This window comes from Bradyrhizobium sp. S3.12.5, assembly GCF_040548225.1.
Lineage (GTDB): Bacteria > Pseudomonadota > Alphaproteobacteria > Rhizobiales > Xanthobacteraceae > Bradyrhizobium > Bradyrhizobium cytisi.
Genome location: NZ_JBEPRF010000023.1, coordinates 104,175 through 124,864, shown reverse-complemented (window position 1 = coordinate 124,864; position 20,690 = coordinate 104,175). Strand labels below are relative to the sequence as shown.

General features: G+C 58.3%; 13 protein-coding genes and 2 pseudogenes. 10 read left to right on the top strand and 5 right to left on the bottom strand.

Features of this window, described 5'->3' with window-relative positions:
* The first annotated feature begins 317 nt into the window (after positions 1-317).
* From ABIC09_RS29220 to ABIC09_RS29200, 5 genes and pseudogenes are all read left to right on the top strand, one after another.
* Positions 318-1,433 (top strand): electron transfer flavoprotein subunit alpha/FixB family protein, encoded by a 1,116-nt coding sequence (locus ABIC09_RS29220; RefSeq protein WP_502917712.1) that lies wholly within the window; start codon positions 318-320, stop codon positions 1,431-1,433.
* An 11-nt stretch (positions 1,434-1,444) separates the two neighbouring features.
* Positions 1,445-2,752, top strand: a complete 1,308-nt coding sequence (locus ABIC09_RS29215; RefSeq protein ID WP_354111415.1) for an FAD-binding protein — start codon at positions 1,445-1,447, stop codon at positions 2,750-2,752.
* 41 nt (positions 2,753-2,793) lie between these two features.
* Entirely contained in the window at positions 2,794-3,090 is a 297-nt protein-coding gene (locus tag ABIC09_RS29210; RefSeq protein WP_354111414.1) for a ferredoxin family protein, read from the top strand.
* A gap of 245 nt (positions 3,091-3,335) precedes the next feature.
* Complete coding sequence (locus ABIC09_RS29205) at positions 3,336-3,995, top strand: hypothetical protein (protein ID WP_354111413.1); 660 nt, start codon at positions 3,336-3,338, stop codon at positions 3,993-3,995.
* A 967-nt stretch (positions 3,996-4,962) separates the two neighbouring features.
* A pseudogene (locus tag ABIC09_RS29200) lies at positions 4,963-5,070 on the top strand (inorganic phosphate transporter); the annotation flags it as partial.
* Positions 5,071-5,091: 21 nt separating this feature from the next.
* Here the strand turns inward: ABIC09_RS29200 and sugE are convergent.
* The 5 genes and pseudogenes from sugE to ABIC09_RS29175 all read right to left on the bottom strand — a co-directional run bounded on the left by sugE (position 5,092) and on the right by ABIC09_RS29175 (position 12,259).
* Positions 5,092-5,405 (bottom strand): annotated as a pseudogene (gene sugE / locus ABIC09_RS29195) (quaternary ammonium compound efflux SMR transporter SugE).
* A 110-nt stretch (positions 5,406-5,515) separates the two neighbouring features.
* Positions 5,516-6,379 carry a radical SAM/SPASM domain-containing protein gene (locus tag ABIC09_RS29190; RefSeq protein WP_354111412.1) on the bottom strand — a complete coding sequence of 288 codons (864 nt, stop codon included), beginning with the start codon at positions 6,377-6,379 and terminating at the stop codon, positions 5,516-5,518.
* 1,511 nt (positions 6,380-7,890) lie between these two features.
* Positions 7,891-10,458, bottom strand: a complete 2,568-nt coding sequence (locus tag ABIC09_RS29185) for a TrlF family AAA-like ATPase (RefSeq protein ID WP_354111411.1) — start codon at positions 10,456-10,458, stop codon at positions 7,891-7,893.
* Positions 10,442-10,621: a hypothetical protein gene (locus ABIC09_RS29180; protein ID WP_354111410.1), complete on the bottom strand. Its 180-nt coding sequence runs from the start codon at positions 10,619-10,621 to the stop codon at positions 10,442-10,444. Before ABIC09_RS29180 ends, ABIC09_RS29185 begins: the two co-directional genes overlap by 17 nt.
* 324 nt (positions 10,622-10,945) lie before the next feature.
* Positions 10,946-12,259 (bottom strand): DUF2130 domain-containing protein, encoded by a 1,314-nt coding sequence (locus ABIC09_RS29175; RefSeq protein WP_354111409.1) that lies wholly within the window; start codon positions 12,257-12,259, stop codon positions 10,946-10,948.
* A gap of 724 nt (positions 12,260-12,983) precedes the next feature.
* On the opposite strand from ABIC09_RS29175, the gene ABIC09_RS29170 reads away from it, so the two are divergent.
* From ABIC09_RS29170 to ABIC09_RS29150, 5 genes are all read left to right on the top strand, one after another.
* Positions 12,984-13,478, top strand: a complete 495-nt coding sequence (locus tag ABIC09_RS29170; protein WP_354111408.1) for a hypothetical protein — start codon at positions 12,984-12,986, stop codon at positions 13,476-13,478.
* 344 nt (positions 13,479-13,822) lie between these two features.
* Positions 13,823-15,205 carry a Wadjet anti-phage system protein JetA family protein gene (locus ABIC09_RS29165; protein WP_354111407.1) on the top strand — a complete coding sequence of 461 codons (1,383 nt, stop codon included), beginning with the start codon at positions 13,823-13,825 and terminating at the stop codon, positions 15,203-15,205.
* A complete protein-coding gene (locus ABIC09_RS29160; protein ID WP_354111406.1) occupies positions 15,202-15,876 on the top strand; it encodes a DUF4194 domain-containing protein in 675 nt (224 codons plus the stop codon). The genes ABIC09_RS29165 and ABIC09_RS29160 overlap by 4 nt, the downstream gene beginning before the upstream one ends.
* Entirely contained in the window at positions 15,873-19,394 is a 3,522-nt protein-coding gene (locus ABIC09_RS29155; protein WP_354111405.1) for an SbcC/MukB-like Walker B domain-containing protein, read from the top strand. The genes ABIC09_RS29160 and ABIC09_RS29155 overlap by 4 nt, the downstream gene beginning before the upstream one ends.
* The gene (locus tag ABIC09_RS29150; RefSeq protein ID WP_354111404.1) at positions 19,381-20,607 is read left to right on the top strand and encodes a Wadjet anti-phage system protein JetD domain-containing protein; all 1,227 of its coding nucleotides are present in this window, start codon (positions 19,381-19,383) and stop codon (positions 20,605-20,607) included. The genes ABIC09_RS29155 and ABIC09_RS29150 overlap by 14 nt, the downstream gene beginning before the upstream one ends.
* Positions 20,608-20,690 lie beyond the last annotated feature (83 nt).

Genomic DNA, 20,690 nt, shown 5'->3' with positions numbered 1-20,690 from the left:
GGTTGCATCTCCAAGATGAGGAGGACCAATCGATCGGCTCGCGTGACCGGCGCGGTTGGGGGCCTTACCAGTGCCCGCCACCAAATGATGGCCCCAGAATGCCGCATACGGAAGGAACCCGCAACGCGTGCTTCCGGTCGTCGACAAAGGTCCAGCAACGGGTGTCTCGGCCCCGCGCTGCTGCCAGGCGGTGCTGACACAATAGCGGCGGGCACCCGGCCGAACATTTAACTGAAGCAATCTTCAAGCGCGAATTCAAAGCTGGGCGCGAAGCGCTCCGCTGGCGAGCCGCTACTGAACAACGGATGGGAGTACAGATGATGAGCACCGCACCCAAAAGCGCAGCTCCGGCCGCGGGTGGTGGTCGCGCGGCGACCAAGAGGGAGCTGCCCGAACGATTTAAGGCGTATAAGCACGTCTGGGTCTTCATCGAGCAGGAACGCGGTCTTGTGCACCCCGTCTCCTGGGAGCTGATGGGTGCCGGCCGCCGGCTCGCCGACAAGCTCAACGTCGACCTCGCCGCGGTTGTCATCGGCCCGATCGGGGAGACAACGCAGCAGGCAGTCGCCGAATCGTTCTGCTACGGCGCCGACCTCGCCTATATCGTCGCGGACCCTCTCTTGGCCGATTATCGCAACGAGTCCTATACCAAGGCCCTGTCAGAGCTGGTCAATACGTACAAGCCGGAAATCCTACTCCTAGGGGCAACTACACTCGGCCGGGATCTCGCCGGCTCAGTGGCCACCACACTGCTCACCGGCCTAACTGCCGACTGCACCGAGCTCGATGTCGATGCCGACGGCTCGCTTGCAGCGACCCGGCCGACGTTTGGCGGCTCACTGTTGTGCACGATCTATACACTCAATTCTCGTCCACAGATGGCAACCGTCCGCCCGCGCGTGATGCCGATGCCTGAGCGCGTGACGGGCACCGTCTGGCGCGTGATCTCGCATCCGCTCGGGCTTGTAGAAGAGGATATCGTCACAAAAGTGCTGTCGTTCCTGCCGGACCGCGATTCTACAAAGTCCAACCTTGCCTATGCCGACGTGGTCGTCGCTGGAGGGCTTGGTCTGGGATCGCCCGAGAACTTCCAACTGGTGCACCAGCTCGCAGACGTGCTTGGCGCCGAATATGGCTGCTCGCGGCCGCTGGTCCAGAAGGGCTGGGCAACCTCGGACCGGCAAATCGGCCAGACCGGGAAAACCATTAGGCCAAAGCTTTATATCGCGGCCGGTATTTCCGGGGCGATCCAGCATCGCGTCGGAGTGGAGGGTGGCGACCTCATCGTTGCCATCAATACCGACAAGAACGCTCCGATCTTCGACTTCGCCCATATCGGTATCGTCACCGACGCCATTCGACTGTTGCCGGCATTGACCTCTGCATTCCGCGCGCGGCTGTCGCCGCACTCGCACGACCGCATCGCCGGCTAGGAGAGCTTGTTATGATCGAGGAAAAATTCGACGCGATCGTCGTCGGTGCTGGCATGGGCGGGAATGCGACGGCGCTTACCATGGCCGAGCGTGGCCTGAAAGTGCTGCAGCTGGAGCGCGGCGAGTATTCGGGGTCGAAGAACGTGCAAGGGGCCATCCTCTATGCCGATATGCTGGAGAAACTGATCCCCGATTTCCGCGAAGATGCTCCGCTTGAGCGGCATCTGGTCGAGCAGCGCTTCTGGATCATGGACGAGCGGTCGCACACGGGGCTTCACTATCGCTCCGATGATTTCAATGAGGAGAAGCCGAACCGCTACACCATCATCCGCGCTCAGTTCGATAAATGGTTCTCGCAGAAGGTCCGCGAGGCCGGCGCCACGGTGCTATGCGAGACCACGGTGACCGAACTCCTCCAGGATTCCCATGGGAGGGTCGTCGGGGTGCGCACAGACCGCGATGGCGGTGAAATCCTTGCAGATGTCGTCGTGCTTGCCGAGGGCGTGAACGGAGTGCTCGGGACGGGTGCGGGGATAAGAGAGCTGCCGAAATCGGACAAGGTCGCACTCGCGGTCAAGGAGATGCATTTCCTGTCGCGCGAGACAATCGATGCTCGCTTCAACCTCAAAGGCGACGAGGGGCTCGTCATCGAAGCCGTCGGAACCATCTCCCGCGGAATGACCGGCATGGGCTTCATCTATTCCAACAAGGAATGCATCTCGCTCGGTATTGGCTGTCTTGTTGCCGACTTCCAGCGTACCGGCGAGACGCCATACGGCCTGCTCGAGGGCTTCAAGCGTCACCCCTCCGTCGCGCCGCTCATCGAGGGTTCGGAAGTGAAGGAATATTCCGCGCACTTGATCCCCGAAGGTGGGTACAAGGCCATCCCGCAGCTTTGTGGTGAGGGCTGGGTGGTCGTCGGGGACGCCGCCCAGCTCAACAACGCGATCCATCGCGAGGGGTCCAATCTTGCGATGACGTCGGGCCGTATCGCGGCGGAAGCGATCTGTCTTATCAAATCGCGAAATGATCCGATGACGGCGAAAAATCTTTCGCTTTACAAAAAAATGCTGAATGACTCCTTCGTAATCAAGGACCTGAAGAAGTACAAGGATATGCCGGCAGTGTTGCATGCCCACTCGCAGAACTTCTTTCTCACATATCCGCAGCTCTTCTCCAAGGCGATGCAGGATTACGTGCGCGTCGACGGCACACCAAAGCTCGAGAAAGAGAAGCTGATGCTGAACTCGTTCATCAAGGCGCGATCGTGGAGTGGACTGTTCAGCGATGCCGTCCGCATTGCCCGGGCCTGGCGCTGATCACGAAGCAAAGATAACGACGATAGACGGAGCCAGAATCAATGCCGAGCGAGCCATCCCAACGTGTCGACGACAAACTCTTCTACAACCGTTATCTTGTTGATTCCGGCCGCGCCCATATCAAGGTGCGGCCGCACACCAAGCCATCGTCGCGGCTGCTATCGATGCTGAAGGCTTGCCCAGCACGGTGCTACGAGCTCAACGATAAAGGTCATGTTGAGGTTACAGTCGACGGGTGTCTCGAGTGCGGCACCTGCCGGGTGATTTGCGAAGAAAGCGGTGACATCAAGTGGAGCTACCCACGGGGTGGTTACGGTGTGCTATTCAAGTTTGGTTGAAGCTTCAGGGGAGGGCCTGACTTTGGCAGGATGCGGCGTTCTTGCGATGCAACGAGATGCGCGGGACTCGAGATTTCACCCGGGCACATTCAATCGGGGCCCCCGGGCAGGCCCTTGCATGGTGGACAACCGCAGCTTCCCAGCTTCCCCATTATCTTCCCGAAGATAGCCAAAGCGAGCGGATCCGAAACAAGGGCGCAACGCATTCGTGAGATTAGGTGTTCCATCTCGGATCTGGTCGACGGATGATCCTGGTTTTCCCATACCTGATCGGTTTCGTTCTCCTTGGAAGGCAGGCGGGCTGCGCGCATGCAGCACACAATTTTGCACTTTCATTCGGCTGTATCGCGGGGATAAATCGTCGGCCGGAGAGCATTACGATGATTCGAGTACAAAAGAGCAGGGCAGCCGCTAACGCGCGGCGAGCAGAGGCAGGCCGTGAGAGTTCGGTTGACGACATCCAGGCCTGCATAGCCGAACTGAGAAGCTTGCCCCGCGAGAAGCTCGCGGATGCGGTGTTCATGCTCTCGATGAATGCAAGACGGCAAGGCGAGTTGATACGACAGGCGATCGAGAAGCGCGCCGAGGTCGACTTGGACTTTGATCCGCCGGCGAATGCGGATTTGGCGACCTATCTCGCCAATGATGCGGTCTCGACCTTACGCCACCACGTTGCTGACCTTCCGACCTTGCTGGACTTCTTGGTTCAGCAAGCGCCTGACGTCTGCTTCACCGTCCATCGGGAGGAGGCCGTTTCGCTGCTCGCCGCAATCATTCGCGAACAGCGGCTCGAAGGAGTCCTTGAAGGCCTCAGGCTCACCGGGCTCCTGAATGAGCCAGCGAAGGATCGTCATGCCGGGATCAGTTCGGAAGCGGATTTGAGGGGAGCTGCCGACCGCGCGTGAGTGTTCAGGGCGCTTTGAGGACAGTCCCTGCAGAGAGGTCAAAAACTGCGTCGAAAGTCGCGGCGTAGTTCCTTTGTCCTCCCTTTAATGTTTATCGCCGACGCGGAGCCGCTATGCACGCCCGGTCGCAGTCCCGGCCGCGTCAAGCTCGGGACCTTCGCCTTAGTGCGCAGGAGATCCGTAATTCTGAGCTTTCGTGTTCGGTTGCAGCACGCGCGGTGCGCTGCGTTGGCGGATCATGGAACCGTTCGCTAACAGCCAAGCAAGGGAAATCACGGCAGGACACGTCGACCAAGCAGCGGCGAGGCGGCGCCGTCTTTCCGGAGATGGCAGGCTTGCCGGGCGCAAGTTGATCCATGTTCACTTTAGCGTCCGGTTTGGCGCCACTTCCTCCCGCCATGCTCAAAGGAGTAAGATGGTCTCAAACTCTCGTGAACGTGGGAACCATGGACTCGCGGTCATGCCAATACGCCGCCTTTTGAGTTCGAGAGAGGGCCTCATTCGCCTCAGAAGAACGACGGGGTTCACCAGGGCCTGCCAAGGCCGTGGCACGGAAACAACAATCAGACCCCGCCGGGTAGAGGTTGAGCGGAAAGACGGAAGCCCAGGGGTGTTCAAGGCACCACTGGGCAAGCTAGGCAACACGCATGTCGCTTGGGATGCAGCCTACCTCCACCTTATTCGACTCTAACTTCAGGGGCCTTGACGTTCCCAGAGCTCGCAGCTTGATTCCCAGAGGCCGCCAGATGGCTGTTCAGCCAAAACGCATATACTCGCACTCAAATCTGACGGACCAAGCAGGTGTGAGCGTTTGCTCAACGCCGGCTCCGAGGGTGCCATCAAAACGATGGTAGTCGACTTGCGGCCTTTGCCGCCGGAAGGCTGCATAGGTCCCTTCTCGGACTTCGCTGCTGTTGGCGATATCGGCCGCGATTGCCTTCCAAGCCACGGCTGCTCCGACGCAGGCGCGCCGCGTCCCTCGGCGGTGCGCTGGAACGCGGCCAGCTCAATTGTCTATGCCTGGACAATTACGGTGCCGGTCTCGGCGATCGTTGCGGCGCTGACCTGGTGGGCGTCAATGCTTTCCATGTCCTCGTCAGGACACGAGCTTCAGCCCGACAATGCCGGCGACAATCAGTCCGATGCTGGCAAGGCGAAACGCGGCGGCTGGCTCCCGAAGAGGATAATGCCGAGCGCTGCGGTCCCGACCGCACCAATGCCGGTCCAGACCGCATAGGCAGTTCCAATGGGCAGCGTCTTCAGGGCAATGCCGAGCAGGATCACGCTGCCGGCCATTGCCGCGAGCGTGAGCACGGACGGAAAGAGCTTGCTCAAGCCCTCGGTGTATTTGAGGCCGATTGCCCAGCCGACCTCCAGCAGGCCCGCGACCAACAAAATGCTCCAGGCCATGGCGACCCTCCCTTCATGGCAGGGTCGTCCCCGCGGCTGATGATGAGCTGGCCGTCCTCGCCAAAGCTTGCGATTCGCTTCGATCGGGCAGGGTCAGCTTCTCTCAAACATCAGCATTGCGACGTTATTGGCTCGGCGAATTCACACGATCGACAAAGCAGAAAGCCGTCCGCTCCGTTCATGCGATCGGAAATCTCGCAAAAACTCGCCCCTTCCAAGAGATCCTTGTACGTGTCGCGGAGGAGGTTGCCCAAAACATGTCGTCGCTCGAAGTCCATGCAGCAGAAAGTAACGTCGCCGTTTGGGAGAAGAACATTGCGATATTGCCGTTCGTCAGGACACGCCAGTGCTCCGACGAGTGGCTGTCGTGCTCCAACCACCTTGAGCTCGCCGCTGCCAGCCCTGCTGCGCGGCGGACGCGAGCGGACCAGCACTTCCTCAGGAATGATGTCGACAAGTTCTGGATGAACCTCGCCCCTGACTATGAAGAGCAATGATGAAATGTCGGAATCGACAAGTTGGCGCACCAAATCGACATAGTTGCGCCTGACGAGACTACCGTCCATGTGCGTGCCGTCATCAAAAACGTGCACCAGGAAAACGCGAAACTGCAGCGCAAGCAAGCGTCGTAGATCCCGGCCGTTCATTCCGACCAGGCTTGTTAAAATCCGAATGCCATGGCCACATGCGTGGGCGTGCTCAACCATTTCGGTGCAAGCTGGATTGAGCCAAGGCTCGGAGTAGCCGGAAAAGCTGATGTCGACAGCTGCTGGTACGCGCGCCAGGCACCGCTTGAAATCTTGGAGAGAGAGATCCTTCACTTCGGATATTTCTCTCTGGCGTTCGGCAAACTTGTCCTGCGGGCAATAAGAACATCCGACGACACAGCCCGTTGTCGTAGTTATTTCCAAAACCCTGCCGCCAGTGATTGCAGAACGCAGTTCCTGTCGAGCCATCGCTTCTATATTGTCCACTTTCCGCGCTCCACTGTTTGGAAGAAAGAGATCTTGAGGGGAGGTCGATTTGAATCCCTCATGCCGGATCGCTCATGCATCATTCCCGATGTGCCGCTGGTCGTCGCTACTGCACGCTCGCAAACTCGGCCGCGACAGACGAAGACAGCACCACGGTTCTCCCCCGTTACCGCCGCCGACCAGCAGGGTCGGGCGGCTGCCGAGTGCACATGCATGGGTGGGGTGATCTAACGTCTCGTTGTTCCAAGAAGCATCACTCATGCCATTGGCGCTATTGTGTCCACAAGTCGACACGTCGGCGAAAATGTCGTCACAACTGCGCGACGGGAGGCGTAACTCTACCCGACCGATATCGTACAATGTGACGCTACGTGCGATTCAAGCTCTCTGGGAAATGAGTGACGGCAGTCAAATCTGAGGTGCTGCCGCCACCTCAAGCACCGTCATGATGATCGGGATGTAGTGGCATCGCAGGGTCGGACACGGCGGGAGGCGGTGCATTGACACCTCTCGTACGTGGTTTGTTTCTCGTGGCGAGCGTCGCTCCTTGGGCATACTTTAGCGAGACCGTGGCGGAGCGTTCCAGCGGCGCATATCTCGAAGCGGAAATTCAAGCGACGGTGCGGATTGATGCGCGCAAGCGTGCCGGCTGCAATTGTCGCCGACACAACAGGTGCGTCATCGCCCCAATGGGTCCCCGCTTCGACTGCGCGAAGTGCCGACAGCGAGTGCCCTTGGCTGCGGTCGACAGTGCAAAGTCTTGATCGCGCCTTCATGCAGCAAATCGTGAATTTCAAGGTTGAAAAGGCGAGTCAGCCTAGGCGCGAACTGGCGCGATTTGCCCGACTCGGGCCAAGTCCTCGACCTGGTCTTCCTACTGTTGCCAAAGCGAAAAGATGGTCACTATCGGCCGTGAACTGCCAGATTCAGGTTACGCACTTGAAATCGATGGCCGACTCAAGGCCGAATTTGCAACGCGAGACGGTCAAAAAGCGGCGCCCTAGAGCTCAAGAAGCGCTTCCGGTGCTTCGAGTCGGAATCTATGACGCGCAGACCGAGATTGGAGAGGACGTTGCGTGGAGGCTGGGCGGTTGGCGCGACGTCCTGACTTCTTGCTGACGAAGTGGCCTTGACATCTGTGTTGACGCCACCACGGCAACCAGGCTGGCGGTGGCACCGGTACAAGCTTCCCACCCGAAACAACCACAACGGATTGGCCCCATCTGCCGATGAGGTGCCGATACGGCCGGAAAGTCCTCTCTTCAGCAAGCTAACATACATCGTGAGCTCCGCATTCGCGAGCCCCCTCGATTTTTGCGATCGAGAGCTATGTTGCACGCATCGTCGGCACTTGCCTCGGGTGTGTTTGGCCGCAAGCCGCGGCACTATGATGGTCGGTATCAATTTCCGGTGTACTGAACACACCTAAAACGAAGGTTTCCAATCGTGCTGCGCCAAGCTCGTGTTTTGGATCGCTGTCGCTCCTGATTTTGTTCACGGTCTTCCATAGATTAGCTGTCCAGCGAATATCGCCTTTCCCTCTTTTGGAACGCTGCTGCGCCACCCTCAAGTATCCGACACACCTGCTGTCTTGTACTTTGCGCATCTGCGCAATCTTCCAATGCGCCCGCGGCGTACGAGAATGAAGGTAAACCGCCGTTCTCTTTTACGCATTGGGCGACGATTACTTGCTCGGCGTCCGTATTGACGACTAGATTCGGGTTGTGCGTGATGAGAAGGATTTGACGCCGGAGCTTGGCTCTTCGAAAATAGCTTGCCAAGAGGCTGTAGATGGATTCGTTGTCGAGGTTTTCTTCCGGCTGATCGATCAGAAGCGGTCGGGTGTTCTTCTGGTCCATAGCAAGGTACAAGATAAGCAGAACGATACCCTTCGTGCCCGGCGAGAGATTCTCTAGGGGCGTGCCATTATAGCTTAATCCGTACGTGAGGCTGATGTGATCCGTGGAGTAGAGCCAATCGAAAAATTCAACGACGGTTTGACTCGGCTTAAGGTAGTCGCCCACCGTGGCACCAGCTTCACCATACGGCGCGAGAAATTTGTTCAATCCATCCTCTAGATCAGAATGGCTGCCCGATCTCCAGGCCGGCACCAAATGCTCGGAAGCAGCTGCGATCATGTCGTCCAGGGCGGGATAGGGCAATCTTTTTCTCTGATTGAAGAGCCGAGCTCCCTTCTCGATCCAGCCATCTAGATCGACACTTAGCCGTATTGCGAAGTCTAGATGTCTCTCCTGCTGCTCTCCCAAGCTCAAGTGCTCCTGAAGCGGCTGGTAGAGCTGAGCAAGAATTGCCCGCTCTTTTTCCAAAGTATCGAAATAAGAGTAGTAAGTTGATCGTCGTTGCGATCGGAGCGATGCCAATTGTTCGCTCTCTGCTCCTTCAATCGTATCGATTTCGTTTCGCACGCGGCGTAAGTCGCTATCCAATGCCGCTATTCGGTTCTGCAACTCGATGATGCGTTTGCGTTTTGCCTCATCAGCGGTTGTAAGCGCGCTAAGTTGCTCCACTCGCGCTTGGTGGAAATAGAGCGTTCCGGCTATCGGATTAACTGGATCACCTTCCAGTCGGCCAATCTCTGCCAGCAATTCGGCATTTCGCCGACTGATGGGCCCGGTGGTGTCACTTGAAAAACAAGGCTTGAAAGCACTCCACTGATCTTCGGGTATGCCTAGAGCTTTAAGTTCTGGAGTTATCCTGTTCCAGAACCGATCCATGTCGCTCTGGAATGCTGTGATCTTTCCTTGTAGCTGATCGAGTCTCACAACTTTCTCTCGCTCGGTCCCAACCAGGTCGATAAGCGTGGCCGAGGCATCTCGTTCAGTCTGCAGTTCAGTTGCGATTCTCGCCTCCTCGTCGGAGGCGGTAGGAGGAATTTGCAACACTACTCCTTCGCGCTCCTTCAGCAGGGAAGCTTCCTTGGCTTGACGCTCTGGAATACTCAGTCGCCGACTGTAAAGGTCACTGATCTGGCGGTGGAGACGGCGCAACTCTTCCTGCAGCCTTCGCTGTTCAGCAACAATTCCGGCTGTGCGCTTTTCTCGCAAGTCATGAAAATTCGATGCATTCAAGGTCTCGGTAGGACTCAGGTAGGAAAAAATAACAGCTTCAATCTCCCTGGTAAGCTCTCCACTCGCTGCATGATCAGCACACAATCGCTCAACGAATTTTTGAGAGAGATATCGCACCTCGTTTTTGTCGGATGCTGCGCCTTTGGCCGAGACATTGACTATGGCCTCGCGTCCATCTCCCCAGACAAGCCCAATTGACATCCCCTTGATGTGTTGACGGGCCCGATCGATAAAGGAGTCTCTATCTCCGTCTTGCCAACTACCGGCCGCGTACGCAATGAGATCATTGATCGCGGACTTTCCCATGCCCTTTTGCCCAATCACGGCAACCAGTCCAGGATTGAAGGGATAACTTACCGTACCGAACCAGTCAGTGCCGGAAAGCTTTACTGCCGCAAGGGTGCGAGACTTGTCATGTAGGGTGGGCGGTTCTTCTCCGATCCACACGCGGTCTTCAGGCTCGAAGATGACTTGGCGGAGCCCTTCAAATGTGAGGTCGGCCTTTATCCAGCAAAATCGATTCTTGTCCGGCTTGAACAGTTTGTCTAAGGCGTGAGCGTCCGATCCATGGATGCACGGCTTGGGACTGCCATAAACGCCGACAGCTTGCCCTTCGTAGGTCTTTCCGAGCCAGTAATCTCTGTTGGCAGGATTGCCGGAGAGAATTACGTCGGAGAACCGGTAAAGTTCCTCCCTAAATGCTTTGAATCCGTTGTCGTGCTGAATGCCGCTCGCGCCGTCGTTGCTACCATCTGCTATTGCAACTATCGCATTTCGCCGCAGCCAACCTTCATCTTTGTACCACGCTCTGAATCCTTCGAACTCAACCTTGAATTGGTTAACTCCTTCTCGGAGTGCTGCCGCATCGCTGGATATTTCCGGTTTGACTGTTTTCCCGAGGGCAATCAGCTGAGCATGTTGGCACGAATAGGTCCGGTCGTTGTACTCAATCGAGAGCCGCCCCAGAGCATTGTCAATTTTCGTTTTCATGGTTTGGATCGTCGGGCGATATCAACAGATGTATGTTGATTGCCCTGCCGTCGCGCGTCTTCGGAGTAATCCGAAACTCAACATTTGGAAACATCATGCTGATGTTTGCAAGCCGCCCCTCTAGCTTGAATTTGCGCATGCGACGATAGTTGGCGATGCTCATGCAGTCGGTTATTCCGAGCACATGAACGTCGCGCTGTGTCTCAAGCGCTGCTAGGTAGGGGGCCCAACCTCCGACAAAATTGCAGCCAGAATGCTGCCCGGGGTGTGAATGTGAGGATCCCATCTTCTCCAAATAGAACCGATTTCGAAATTCAAATTGATACCCCCAGCAATATGGGGCGCGGCTCCGGTACCGTGCCGGAGTGATGTTTGCTCGACGCCCCGGAAATAGATTAGCAGCGAGGCGTGCAACTGCAAGCGGAAGTCTGAATAGACCAATGGCTCAGAAGCCGACCCGCTCACTCATGTTTGCGGCGCTCAATGATCAGCTAGCCTGGCGCTCTGCTTCGGCCGACCCCTCCAATAGCGGCATATCGAGGCTCGGGATCTCCGGCATCGACTTGCCGGCGATGGCCTGTAGGTCACCAACCATCCCTACTGTAGATTCGACTACAGAAAGGATCTGGGTCTCGCGCTTGGCCCACTGGCGGCCCATGAACTTGCGTTCCCTGTCCAGGTCTTCTCGCATGTCATTGAACTTCTCGACAACAGCTTCCACCCGCTGCCGGAATTTGATGCCGGTCAGATATTGATAAACCTGCTCCATCTTGGTCTGCTGCCCCTGCTGTGCCATTCGTGACCCGCTGACCTCGATGAGGGTCTGACGAAGGGCGACAGCTACGGGCAGGGCGTAGCGCGGATGCGCCACCCAGACTCCATCAACCAAGTCAAAGTGTTCGATATGTCTTGGAAGCGCCTGGGAGATGATTAGAGCAACATCAGCCGCACAGCGTCGCTGGTCGTCTCGCAGCTTCCCCAGCCAGCCGTCGCTCCATGCTTTCGTGCGTTTGGATTCCCACAGTATTGTGCCGGCGGGTTGGCCGACCGAACCGTTGACCTGTTGGACGACATCGGCCCCGAGCTCACCCTTGCCAACAGGTTCGATAAGATCAGTCGGGAAACGTCCGCGCAACAACGCCTCAAGTTCGAGCTCGAGCACCTCGCCTTGGGATTGTTGAGAACCCTGCTCGGCCTTGCGTTTCAGTTCCTCGATAGTCCGCGCCATGGATTCGATCGTCTGATCCTTTTCCAAGACACGCAACCTGGCGGCCTCATCAGCGTCCAGACGGGCCTTGGCTTGGATGTGCGAGATCGAGGCCTGAACGCGCTTCTCGATCGTAAGATCGAGTTCGCGCTTTTCTTCGTCGAGCGCACGTTGCTTTCGCATCAACTCAGCTTGGGCCTGTTGCGCCTCGGCGAGTTTAGCATTGTTTGCCAGTAGGCTTTGGCGAAGTTCGCTGGCTTCCGCTTCCTTAGCGTGCAATTCCGCAGCGGCCGCCTCGCGAGCCTTCTTAGCTTCCGCCGCGACGAGCACGTTTCGCTCCGCGGAAAGCCGTTTCGCTACCTGGCCCTCTAAGTCCTCGCGCGCCCTCGCGAGCTGCTCGCGTTCCTCGCACAGTGCTTCGACCCTGCGAGCGACCTCCGCATCTTTGCTCGCCAGCTGCTCCTGGAACCGCTGGCGCGTTTCTTCAAGCAGGGGAGCTGCGAGCGACTCCGTCAGCCTGATCTCATTCCTGCAATGCGGACATTGCAGGGTAGGCTCATGCGCGACGCCGGTGAAAGTTGCTGCGAAGTTCATGACCTCTCCAGGTTCGTGCTGGCACCGGGCTGCAGCAGCCAAGCTTGCGATGCAGATTTACTGCAATTTCCATACTCCGGTCGAACTCTGGTTAAGACTCAGGCGATTTTTCCACTAGAACTGGTGGAGTTGCGAGCGCGAGTTTCGCCAGATTGTCGTCGAGAATCGTCATCTCCCGCGTGTCACCGAACTCCTGCGCGAGCGGCGCTCAGTGTCCGAACGGGCGATTCGCCGGCAGCTACTCGAACGGGGCTAGTAGCCGTCCTCTTCGTACCATTCGCTGCCCGTGCAGCCCGACACGCTTAAGCTCTCCACTTGCAGCGCCAGCTCTCTGTGATTGTTGATAAGCAATAGAACATATCAAGAACAAAATGTCGAGTCTTAAATCGCTTGGTGCAGCCCACGCGCGCATCGTATCGGCCGTTGCCAGCTGGTGCAGCAGGACTCAAAAGCGGCTTCGATTTGCTCATGGCCAAAGCACGAGCCGCTGGGCTAAAAATTGCGCGCGGACGACGAATTCTCGACACTTCGGCTCGCCGGCCGCCAAGTGAGGTGAGAAGTAGGCAGGCCGTGATTGAGTTGCGGAGTTCTCGCCATTCAGTCTGCACTGAAAATCTTCAGACCTACGCGGCAAGTCCGGAGTACCTGCGTTCTGATCGGCGCTCAGCCACGGCAAGTATCGGCACGTGAAGACAAGCGTATTGGCAGAGGCGGGCGAGCGGCGATGGCGCATGATTCACCTGCTCTGCTGTTGCCTGCAACGCGAGCAGATGCGCTGCAGGCCAGGATGAGCGAGGTGGCAGCGGCGGATGGCTCGGTCGGCGCAGGATCAGGCGGATCCGGCCCCACGCCGTCGTTTCTGTTGCGGGACGCAGGCCGCTTTTGCCTTCAGCTGCGCGATCTTGCCGATCATATCCTCTATCCGCTTCTGAAGGTCTCGAATCTGCTCCCGGTCCTCGCGTCGATTGCGCTCGAAGCCGTCGATGGTGCGTTGTGCAGCGCGAAGCTCGGCCCCGGCGTTGCGCAGCGCCGATTGAAGGGTACCAAGCCTCCGGACAAGATCGTCCCTCTCAATCGTCAGCTGCTTCAGGGCAGTGTCCTTCTCTTTCCGCTCGCTTTCGGAGAGGGCGGTTCTCTCCGAGCCGGCAAGCGCGCCATTCTCCAGCGCCTCAACGCGATTCCGAAGGCTCCCGTTCTCATCCCCCATCGTACTGGTTGATGTCGTGTGGCCGCCCAATATTTGGCGAGAACAGTTAAGATTTGCCGGGAGGCTTCGGTCGTCAGGTGCTGCAGCTCACGTTTCAATTCAAATGGGAGAGATCGGCGGCGCGGGTTGGCTCGGGACGCGCGCCCGAGGCATTCCGGCAATGATGGCCTTTATTCGATTGACGTTTCCGCCTCCCAATCGCATCCGGCCCCGCATCGGATTGATTTCTTCTCCCTCTTCAATGCTTGCGCGGCTGCCACAATTTCCGAATCGGTGTATTTCTGCGGACGAGACAAGGGGTTTGTCATGTTTGTGCTAACTTATTTATATGGACTCCAGCTCGATGAAAGGCCCGAATGAGCTTTCTTGATGTCATTCCCCACACGTTGTTTCGCCTGCTCTCGTCTCCGGCGCATGTCCGGAACGTCGCAATATTGGAAGCCATTTTTGAACAGTTCTTCGATGATTTTGCTTTTGCCCCGAAGAAATCTGAAGTGCTGCAAGTCATTCGGCAGGTGCTTGAGAATCCCGATTTCCGGAGTGTCTCCGATGACGATGAGACAAGTCCAACTCCGGAAACCGCCGATTACGTCATCTATGGGCGATTGCGTGACGATGGCTGGATCATGGAAGTCGCGAACCGGAAGGCCTCCGAGGTCTACATGCCCCGTGAGGCCCACGCTCTGCTTTCCTCGCTAATCACGCTCAAGGAAGAGCTAAAGGTCGATATCTCGGCCGAGGCGAGCCTGATCGACAGCGGCATCATCGCGGCCTACCAGGACCCCGTCGGCAAGGTCATGAACATTGCGAGCGCGCGCCGGCAAGCGGTACAGCTGCGGCGTTCGATCGACGGTGTTCTGACATCACTCCACCGGATCGAAGAAGACTTGATGCGGTCCGAAGGCCTTGCAGACCTGTTGGCCAGATTCATGGAGCGTTTTGTCGAGAAGATACTGCTGGATAACTATCGCGCGCTCAAGGCATCTGCGTACAACCCGATGCGCTTCCAGCGCAGCATCCAGACGAATACCGACCGATTCATCCATGACGAGGGCCAGGTGGCGCGTGCCGCCGTTGCGCTTGCGGATCAGGGATTGGTCGCCGACATTGCTACGGCCGAGTCCCAGATCATCCAGGATCTCATGCGTATCCGCGCTGTGTTTGCTGGCCTCGGGGAAAAGCTCGACGTCATCGACCGCTTTTCGCACCGGCTCGAGCGGCGGATTGCGACGACCGTGCGGTACCAGGAGACGGCTCGAAACGTCCGCGAGGAGCGGCTGCGGGATGCGATCCGCCTCGCGTTCACCCATTGGAGCGCCGGCAATGCGGAATGTGTAACGCCGCTCGTTGAAATCCCGGTCCCGTACTCGACAGCGACCCTGGCTCTAGCGAAGAAAGCGCGCGAGCCGGTCGAGCCGCAGACGCGTGAGCCAAGAATGGTTGATCCGGCCGATGTCAAGCGCGAGCAGATGATCGATGGTTATGTCGCTGCCATGGACGTTACGCCACGTGCGGTCGCCGAACGTATGCGGATGCTGGTGCCCGATGACGGCGGCTTCTACGATCTTGACCGGTTCGAGCCCGAATCCGCGCGCGATATCGCCATCCTTTACGAGGCTCGGGCCGGCGCGCTCGCTTCGAACCCCGAATTCGAAGTGCGAACGAGCGCGTCTCGGACTGTGAACCGGTTTATTTCTGGACCCGGCGTGCTGGTGCGCCGCAGACAGGGCAAAGCATGACCTACTTCTCGCGTTGGGCAACACGGCAAGCCGCCCAGGATCCTAATTTCAGCGCCGAGCAGCTGACAGAGACCGCAAACCGCCTCCTGCATCGGCAGTTCGTCGCCCGCGGCGATTTCGGCGGAGCTACTCATTTCGACCGCATCGCGAGCAACATCGATTACTTCAAAGATTTGTTCGCGAGCTTCGGCTTCAGGTTTGTCTTCAACGATACCTGGGGTTATGCAGGATTTGTCAGCCCTGTTGCCTATAGCAATGCGCGGGTGCCGACCCAGGAAACCATCGTCCTTCTTTGCCTTCGTATGCTCTACAACGAGGGTGCCGAGAAGGGCTATTTCGTCGATTCGAGCGCGCAGATCCTCGTCGAGGAAGAGGAGATCCAGACCGTCTTCTCCTCCATGGGCTCCCGCAGCCTCAAGCCTGGGGAATTGCGAGCGATTCTGACAACGTTCAAGCGCAAGGGCTTGGTCACCTTCGACCAAAATCATTCGCTGCAGGTGTCAGCCGACATACTCATTCGCCCAACCATCACCGAGGTGGTGGATGGTTCATTCCTCGCCCGTATCGAGGTTTGGGCGGGTCAGCCGGTGCGCGCCACTGACACGGTGGATGGCGAAAATGATGCCGCAGATGACGACTCTGAGGTTATGCCGGAGAACTCGCCATCATGATTCCGGCTTTCGTGCTGCGCAATATCGCCGCCGTCAACTTCTATCTCTACGCCCAGGACTTTCCTATCTCCGGGGGCGGCAATGCGGTCTTCCTCGGTGGGAATGGGTCCGGCAAATCGGTTCTGCTCGACGCGATCCAGATCGTCATGACAGGCATGAACCGGCGTTACCTCGACCTCAACAGCCGCGTTTCCGAAGGTGGGCGCAGCACCAGAACCGTGCGCGAAGCCTGTCTCGGTCTCCTCGACGACGGAGCAGGCTATGAGCGCGACGCCTGCTTGACGTACATCGCTCTCGGTTTCGAGGCGATCGACGGATCGCGCCGCTGCACGGCGGGAGTCTGTCTCGAGGCGAAAGCCTCCCTCAGTGAGGAGAACGTCCTCGGCCTCTTCATTGTCGAGGGCGAGATCCTTGGCTTCGCCGACTTCGTGCATCCGAAACCCAAGGGCTTCGAGGAGAAGGCGTGGGCAACCTTTCTGGATGAGCAGCGCCGCAAGGGCCGCAACGTTCAGACCTTCCAGCGGCAGAAAAACCAGGCCTTCTTGCGAGAACTGTACGCGATCATCAACGGCAACGCCCGCGGCACGCAGCTTGATCCCGATCGTGCGCGCGCCGCGTTGCGCCAGGCGCTGTCGTTTGACATCGGACAAATCACCAGCGTCACCGATTTTGTCAAGCGCTTCCTGCTCGACGACCTTCCGATCGAGATCGAGACCTTTCAAGCGCGTTACAATACCTGGCGCGACATGCAAAAGACCATCGAGCGCGTCGAAACGGAGATCAAGACGGTCGAGACGATCCGGTCGGCATGCCAGCGGGTCATGGAAGATCAGTTCAACACGCGGATGTGGAACTACGCTGCTCAGCGCGCGGAGTACGATCGATACGGCGCCTTCATCGCCAAACAGCGTCAAGAGATCGACGAGATGCAGGAGCAGCTCGACAGCACAAAATCTTATCAGCAGACGCTGGGCGAGGCGATCGAGCAGATCCGGCGCCGGGTGGACGCTATCAAGGACCAGATCGACGGAACGCCAGCGTATAAGCAGATCGAACGGGCGCAGGCTGAGAAGAACAGTCAGGATTCGATCCGCAGGGCAGGGACCGTCGAGGCCAAGCCGATCTTCGATGCCCTCAGCGCCTTGCGCGAGGCCGCAACGAGCCCCGCATTTCCGGTTGATTTTACCGGTGTCGCCGATTTTGTCTCGCGCCTGACGCCGGGCCTGCTTGGCGATTACGATGCCACCTGGCCTAAATCCCCCAAGCAAATCGCGGCCCTCGTGACAGCCGTGCCGCGCCTGTCCGACGCGCGGTTTCGGCTCGACGAGCGCTATCAGAGCGCCGCTTCCGACAAGGCAAGCCTCGCCAAGGAGTTCGACGAGGGGGATCGTGTTCTGAAGAAGCTGCGATCGGGCGGTACCTACATGTCCAACGACACCCAGGACTTCCTGGCCGACATGGCGAAGATGCGTGTGCCGGCGCAAAGCCTTTCGGAGGTCGCCGATATTGCGCCCGCCTTTGCCGAATGGCGCGCAATCATCGAATCAATACTCGGCGACTGGGCCGATGCCCTCATCATCGAGCCGCGTTTCATGGACCAGGCCTATCGGCATTTCGACAGCCACTATAAAGCGACCAGGGCCAAGCTGATCCAGTCGGAGAATGTGTTGCCTCAGGATCATAGTGTCCGGGCCGGCACGCTGGCCGAGGCGGTCGTCACGGATAATTCATATGCCCGCGCGTTCCTCAATGTCCGGCTCGGTCGGATCATTCGGGCGCGCTCAGCCAATGATATCCGTAAGGGCGATCTGGCGGCATCGGCCGACGGCAAATACGCTCATGGCCGCGGCATCGAGTATCGTCAGCTCAAGCAAATCCCGCGGCTGGGACAATCGGTCCGCGAGCAGCAGATCGCCCAGCTCAGTGAGCAGCAACGCGAGCTGGAGACGAAGTTGCAAACCGCGCGGGACAATGAGCGTCGGTCATTCGCGGTTCTTGAGGCCGTCAAGCGCGCAGACGCTACCCTCATTGCCAATCGGGATGCGGCAACGCAGCTGCTCGAGAAAATCGAATCCGCGGATCGGGAAAGCGAGCGACAGGCGGCCCTCATTCGCGACCTCGAGGCAGAGTTACCGCAAGGGGTGATGGAGGAGAAGCGCGACACGGAGAAAATGCTGGCCCAGTACAAGAAGGAGCGGGAGGAAGAGGAGGATAAGGAGGAGAAGCTCATCGACGCTATCGGGCAGCGAAAAGGCGCTATGAACGCGAATGCTGAGGAACGCAAGAAGGCCGCTGACCGGGCCTGCGAATTGCTCCCGCCATTCGAGCGGCGCCGGAAGAGACACGACCCCGCCATCGGCCTCGAGGCGTTTGTCCGGCGCGCCCGTACAGCCTACACGCAAGAACGCGCCACACGCGGGCATCCCGCCCATGTCCGCAATCATTTTGAGGGTCTTCTCAAGGACAGGGCGCCGGCCCAGCGGGTCGCGAGGCTGAACGCCGCGATCCAGGACTATGTACAGGCGAATCCGGACCAGCATCCGGGATTCGAATGGACCCAATTTGTCGCTACTGAACAGACGACTACAATTTACGACTGGATTGACCTGCGACACCGAGAGCTCACGCAGACGATCTTGCGCAACTTCAAGCAACAGATTGACAAGGCCGTTGCCGCCCTTGTGGAAACGATGGTGCACGATTTCTTAAGCCGCCTCAGCGGCAATATTGATGCGGTCGATCGCATCAAGGACGATCTGAACCGGGCGTTGCGCGGCAGCGTCTTTATGGGAGAAGTCTATCAGATCCGCCAGGAGCGTGATCAGGACAAGGAGACCATCCGCTACCTGATCGATCGGCTTGACATCGTGGCGCCAAAGGCCACCGCGTTGATGCAGAGCAATCCGGATCCAAACGATCCGGACCAGGTGAAAATCAAAGAGTTGATCGACATGCTAACGATTGAGAATGGGGACGATGCCCAACATCGCCGTCGTATTCGTGAGCTCGCCGACTACCGAAGCTACTTTCGCTTCAGCATCGATATCTGCGACCCGGAGCAAGGCTACCGCCGAATCTCGGATCTTGAGCAACGTCGCGGCAAAGCCAGCGGAGGGCAGAAGTTTGTTCCGTTCTACATCTGCCTAGGCGTTGCGGCTGCATCAGCGTACTTCAATCACCTTGGTGGCAGTCGCGATGCGCCGCCCCAATCGGCCCTTATGCTGATGGACGAGGCGTTCGAGAAACTCGATCCGGACAATATCTACAAGGTCATCCGGTTCTACCATCAGCTCGGACTGCAGCTCATTATGGCTGCGCCAAAAACGCATCAGGCCCTCTATCAGGAGACGTTCGATACGTTGATTTCGATCATCCGGGTCGGCCGCGCGATCCAGGCGGTCCCACAACATTTCCATCAAGAGGCGCACATTCTCCTGCGCAAAGAGAATCCGATGCATCAGCCGCGAAGCTTCTTCGAAGAGCGTGTCCGCGAGGAGCGGAGGCATGCCGCGGAATAACCAATACACCGCCGAGACACTGCTGAATCGGCTGCTCGACCGCTTTGAGGCGCCAGTGGCTCGCACGCGCGAGATCACGCAGACGATCGACTACACCCTGGTCGGCGGCCCCGCCGCGCAGGACGAGTTTCATCGTGCGCTGCGGGATGCGGAACGAGCTGGTGGTGTCGCGCTCGAGCAGGATCGCCTTGGCCGCTTCACCGGAGAGTTCGCGCGGGTACGTCTTGTCGATCCCGACAAGCTTTATAGCTTCCTCGTCAGAGCGCCCGCAAGAGCGACGGCCGAGACCGCGCACCAAGTGATACTGGCCGCCATCCCGGAGATCCTGGCCGATGCCTTCTTTCGGGACATCGAACAAGAGGCGATTGCTGCCTGGCGAGGTAACAAGAGCTTCCTCGGGCTCTCGGTGGGCGAGATCGACACGTTCCTCACCATTCTCCGTCTCACCTACGGGGTCATAAATCTGTCGGGCCGCGATATCGACCATCGAACCTTTTCACGCCGAACCGTAAAGGACAGCAAAGCCCTGGAACGGATGGAAGGACGCGTCGCCCAGTTGCTCAGACGTCATGATCCGAATCTGGTCGGCGAGGAGCCGCGGGAGGTTTTGGAGGCGAGCGGTATCGTGCGTCGGGCTCACCTCCTGCAGGTCAGGGGTCCGCTCCGGCTCTCCTCCGATTCCCTGATTATCAACGGTACCGGAGACGCATTTATCGGCTTGCCTTGGCCGGCCGTTAAGCAGGCCGTGTTGGCTCACGCCGTCGACTACGTGATCACGATCGAAAATCCGACCAGCTTTTGGCGTTACAGCACGGAGATAAACGGAAACTATCTTGCCCTTCTGACCGACGGGTTTCCCGCGCGCGATGTGCTCTCGAGCATGGTCCATCTCGTTCGGCACGCTCTTCTCTTGGCGCCAACAACGCCGGTATACCATTGGGGCGATATCGACGCCGGCGGCTTGAGGATCGCCGCGCATCTCGAAGATGCCTTCGGAGCTCATGTTCGACTGCATCAAATGGAGTCAAAACTCGCATTGGCCTTCGGCTCGCCGCTGCAGTCGCAGAAAGGTCTCGATAGGCTTGCTATGCGCTCAGGCGAAATCGGACGATTGGCCTGGTGGCTTCGGAGCGAAGCGGCGAGGATGCTGGAACAGGAAGAACTCGATCCAACGGTACCAGTGTTTGCGTCGAACCGGCCTATGTCGTCATGAGCGCAATATGACCGTCACAATCAGCTCGGGGTGGTAAGCTGGAGCTCGTTTGCACCAGGGTCTGCACCTAAATAGCGCCACGT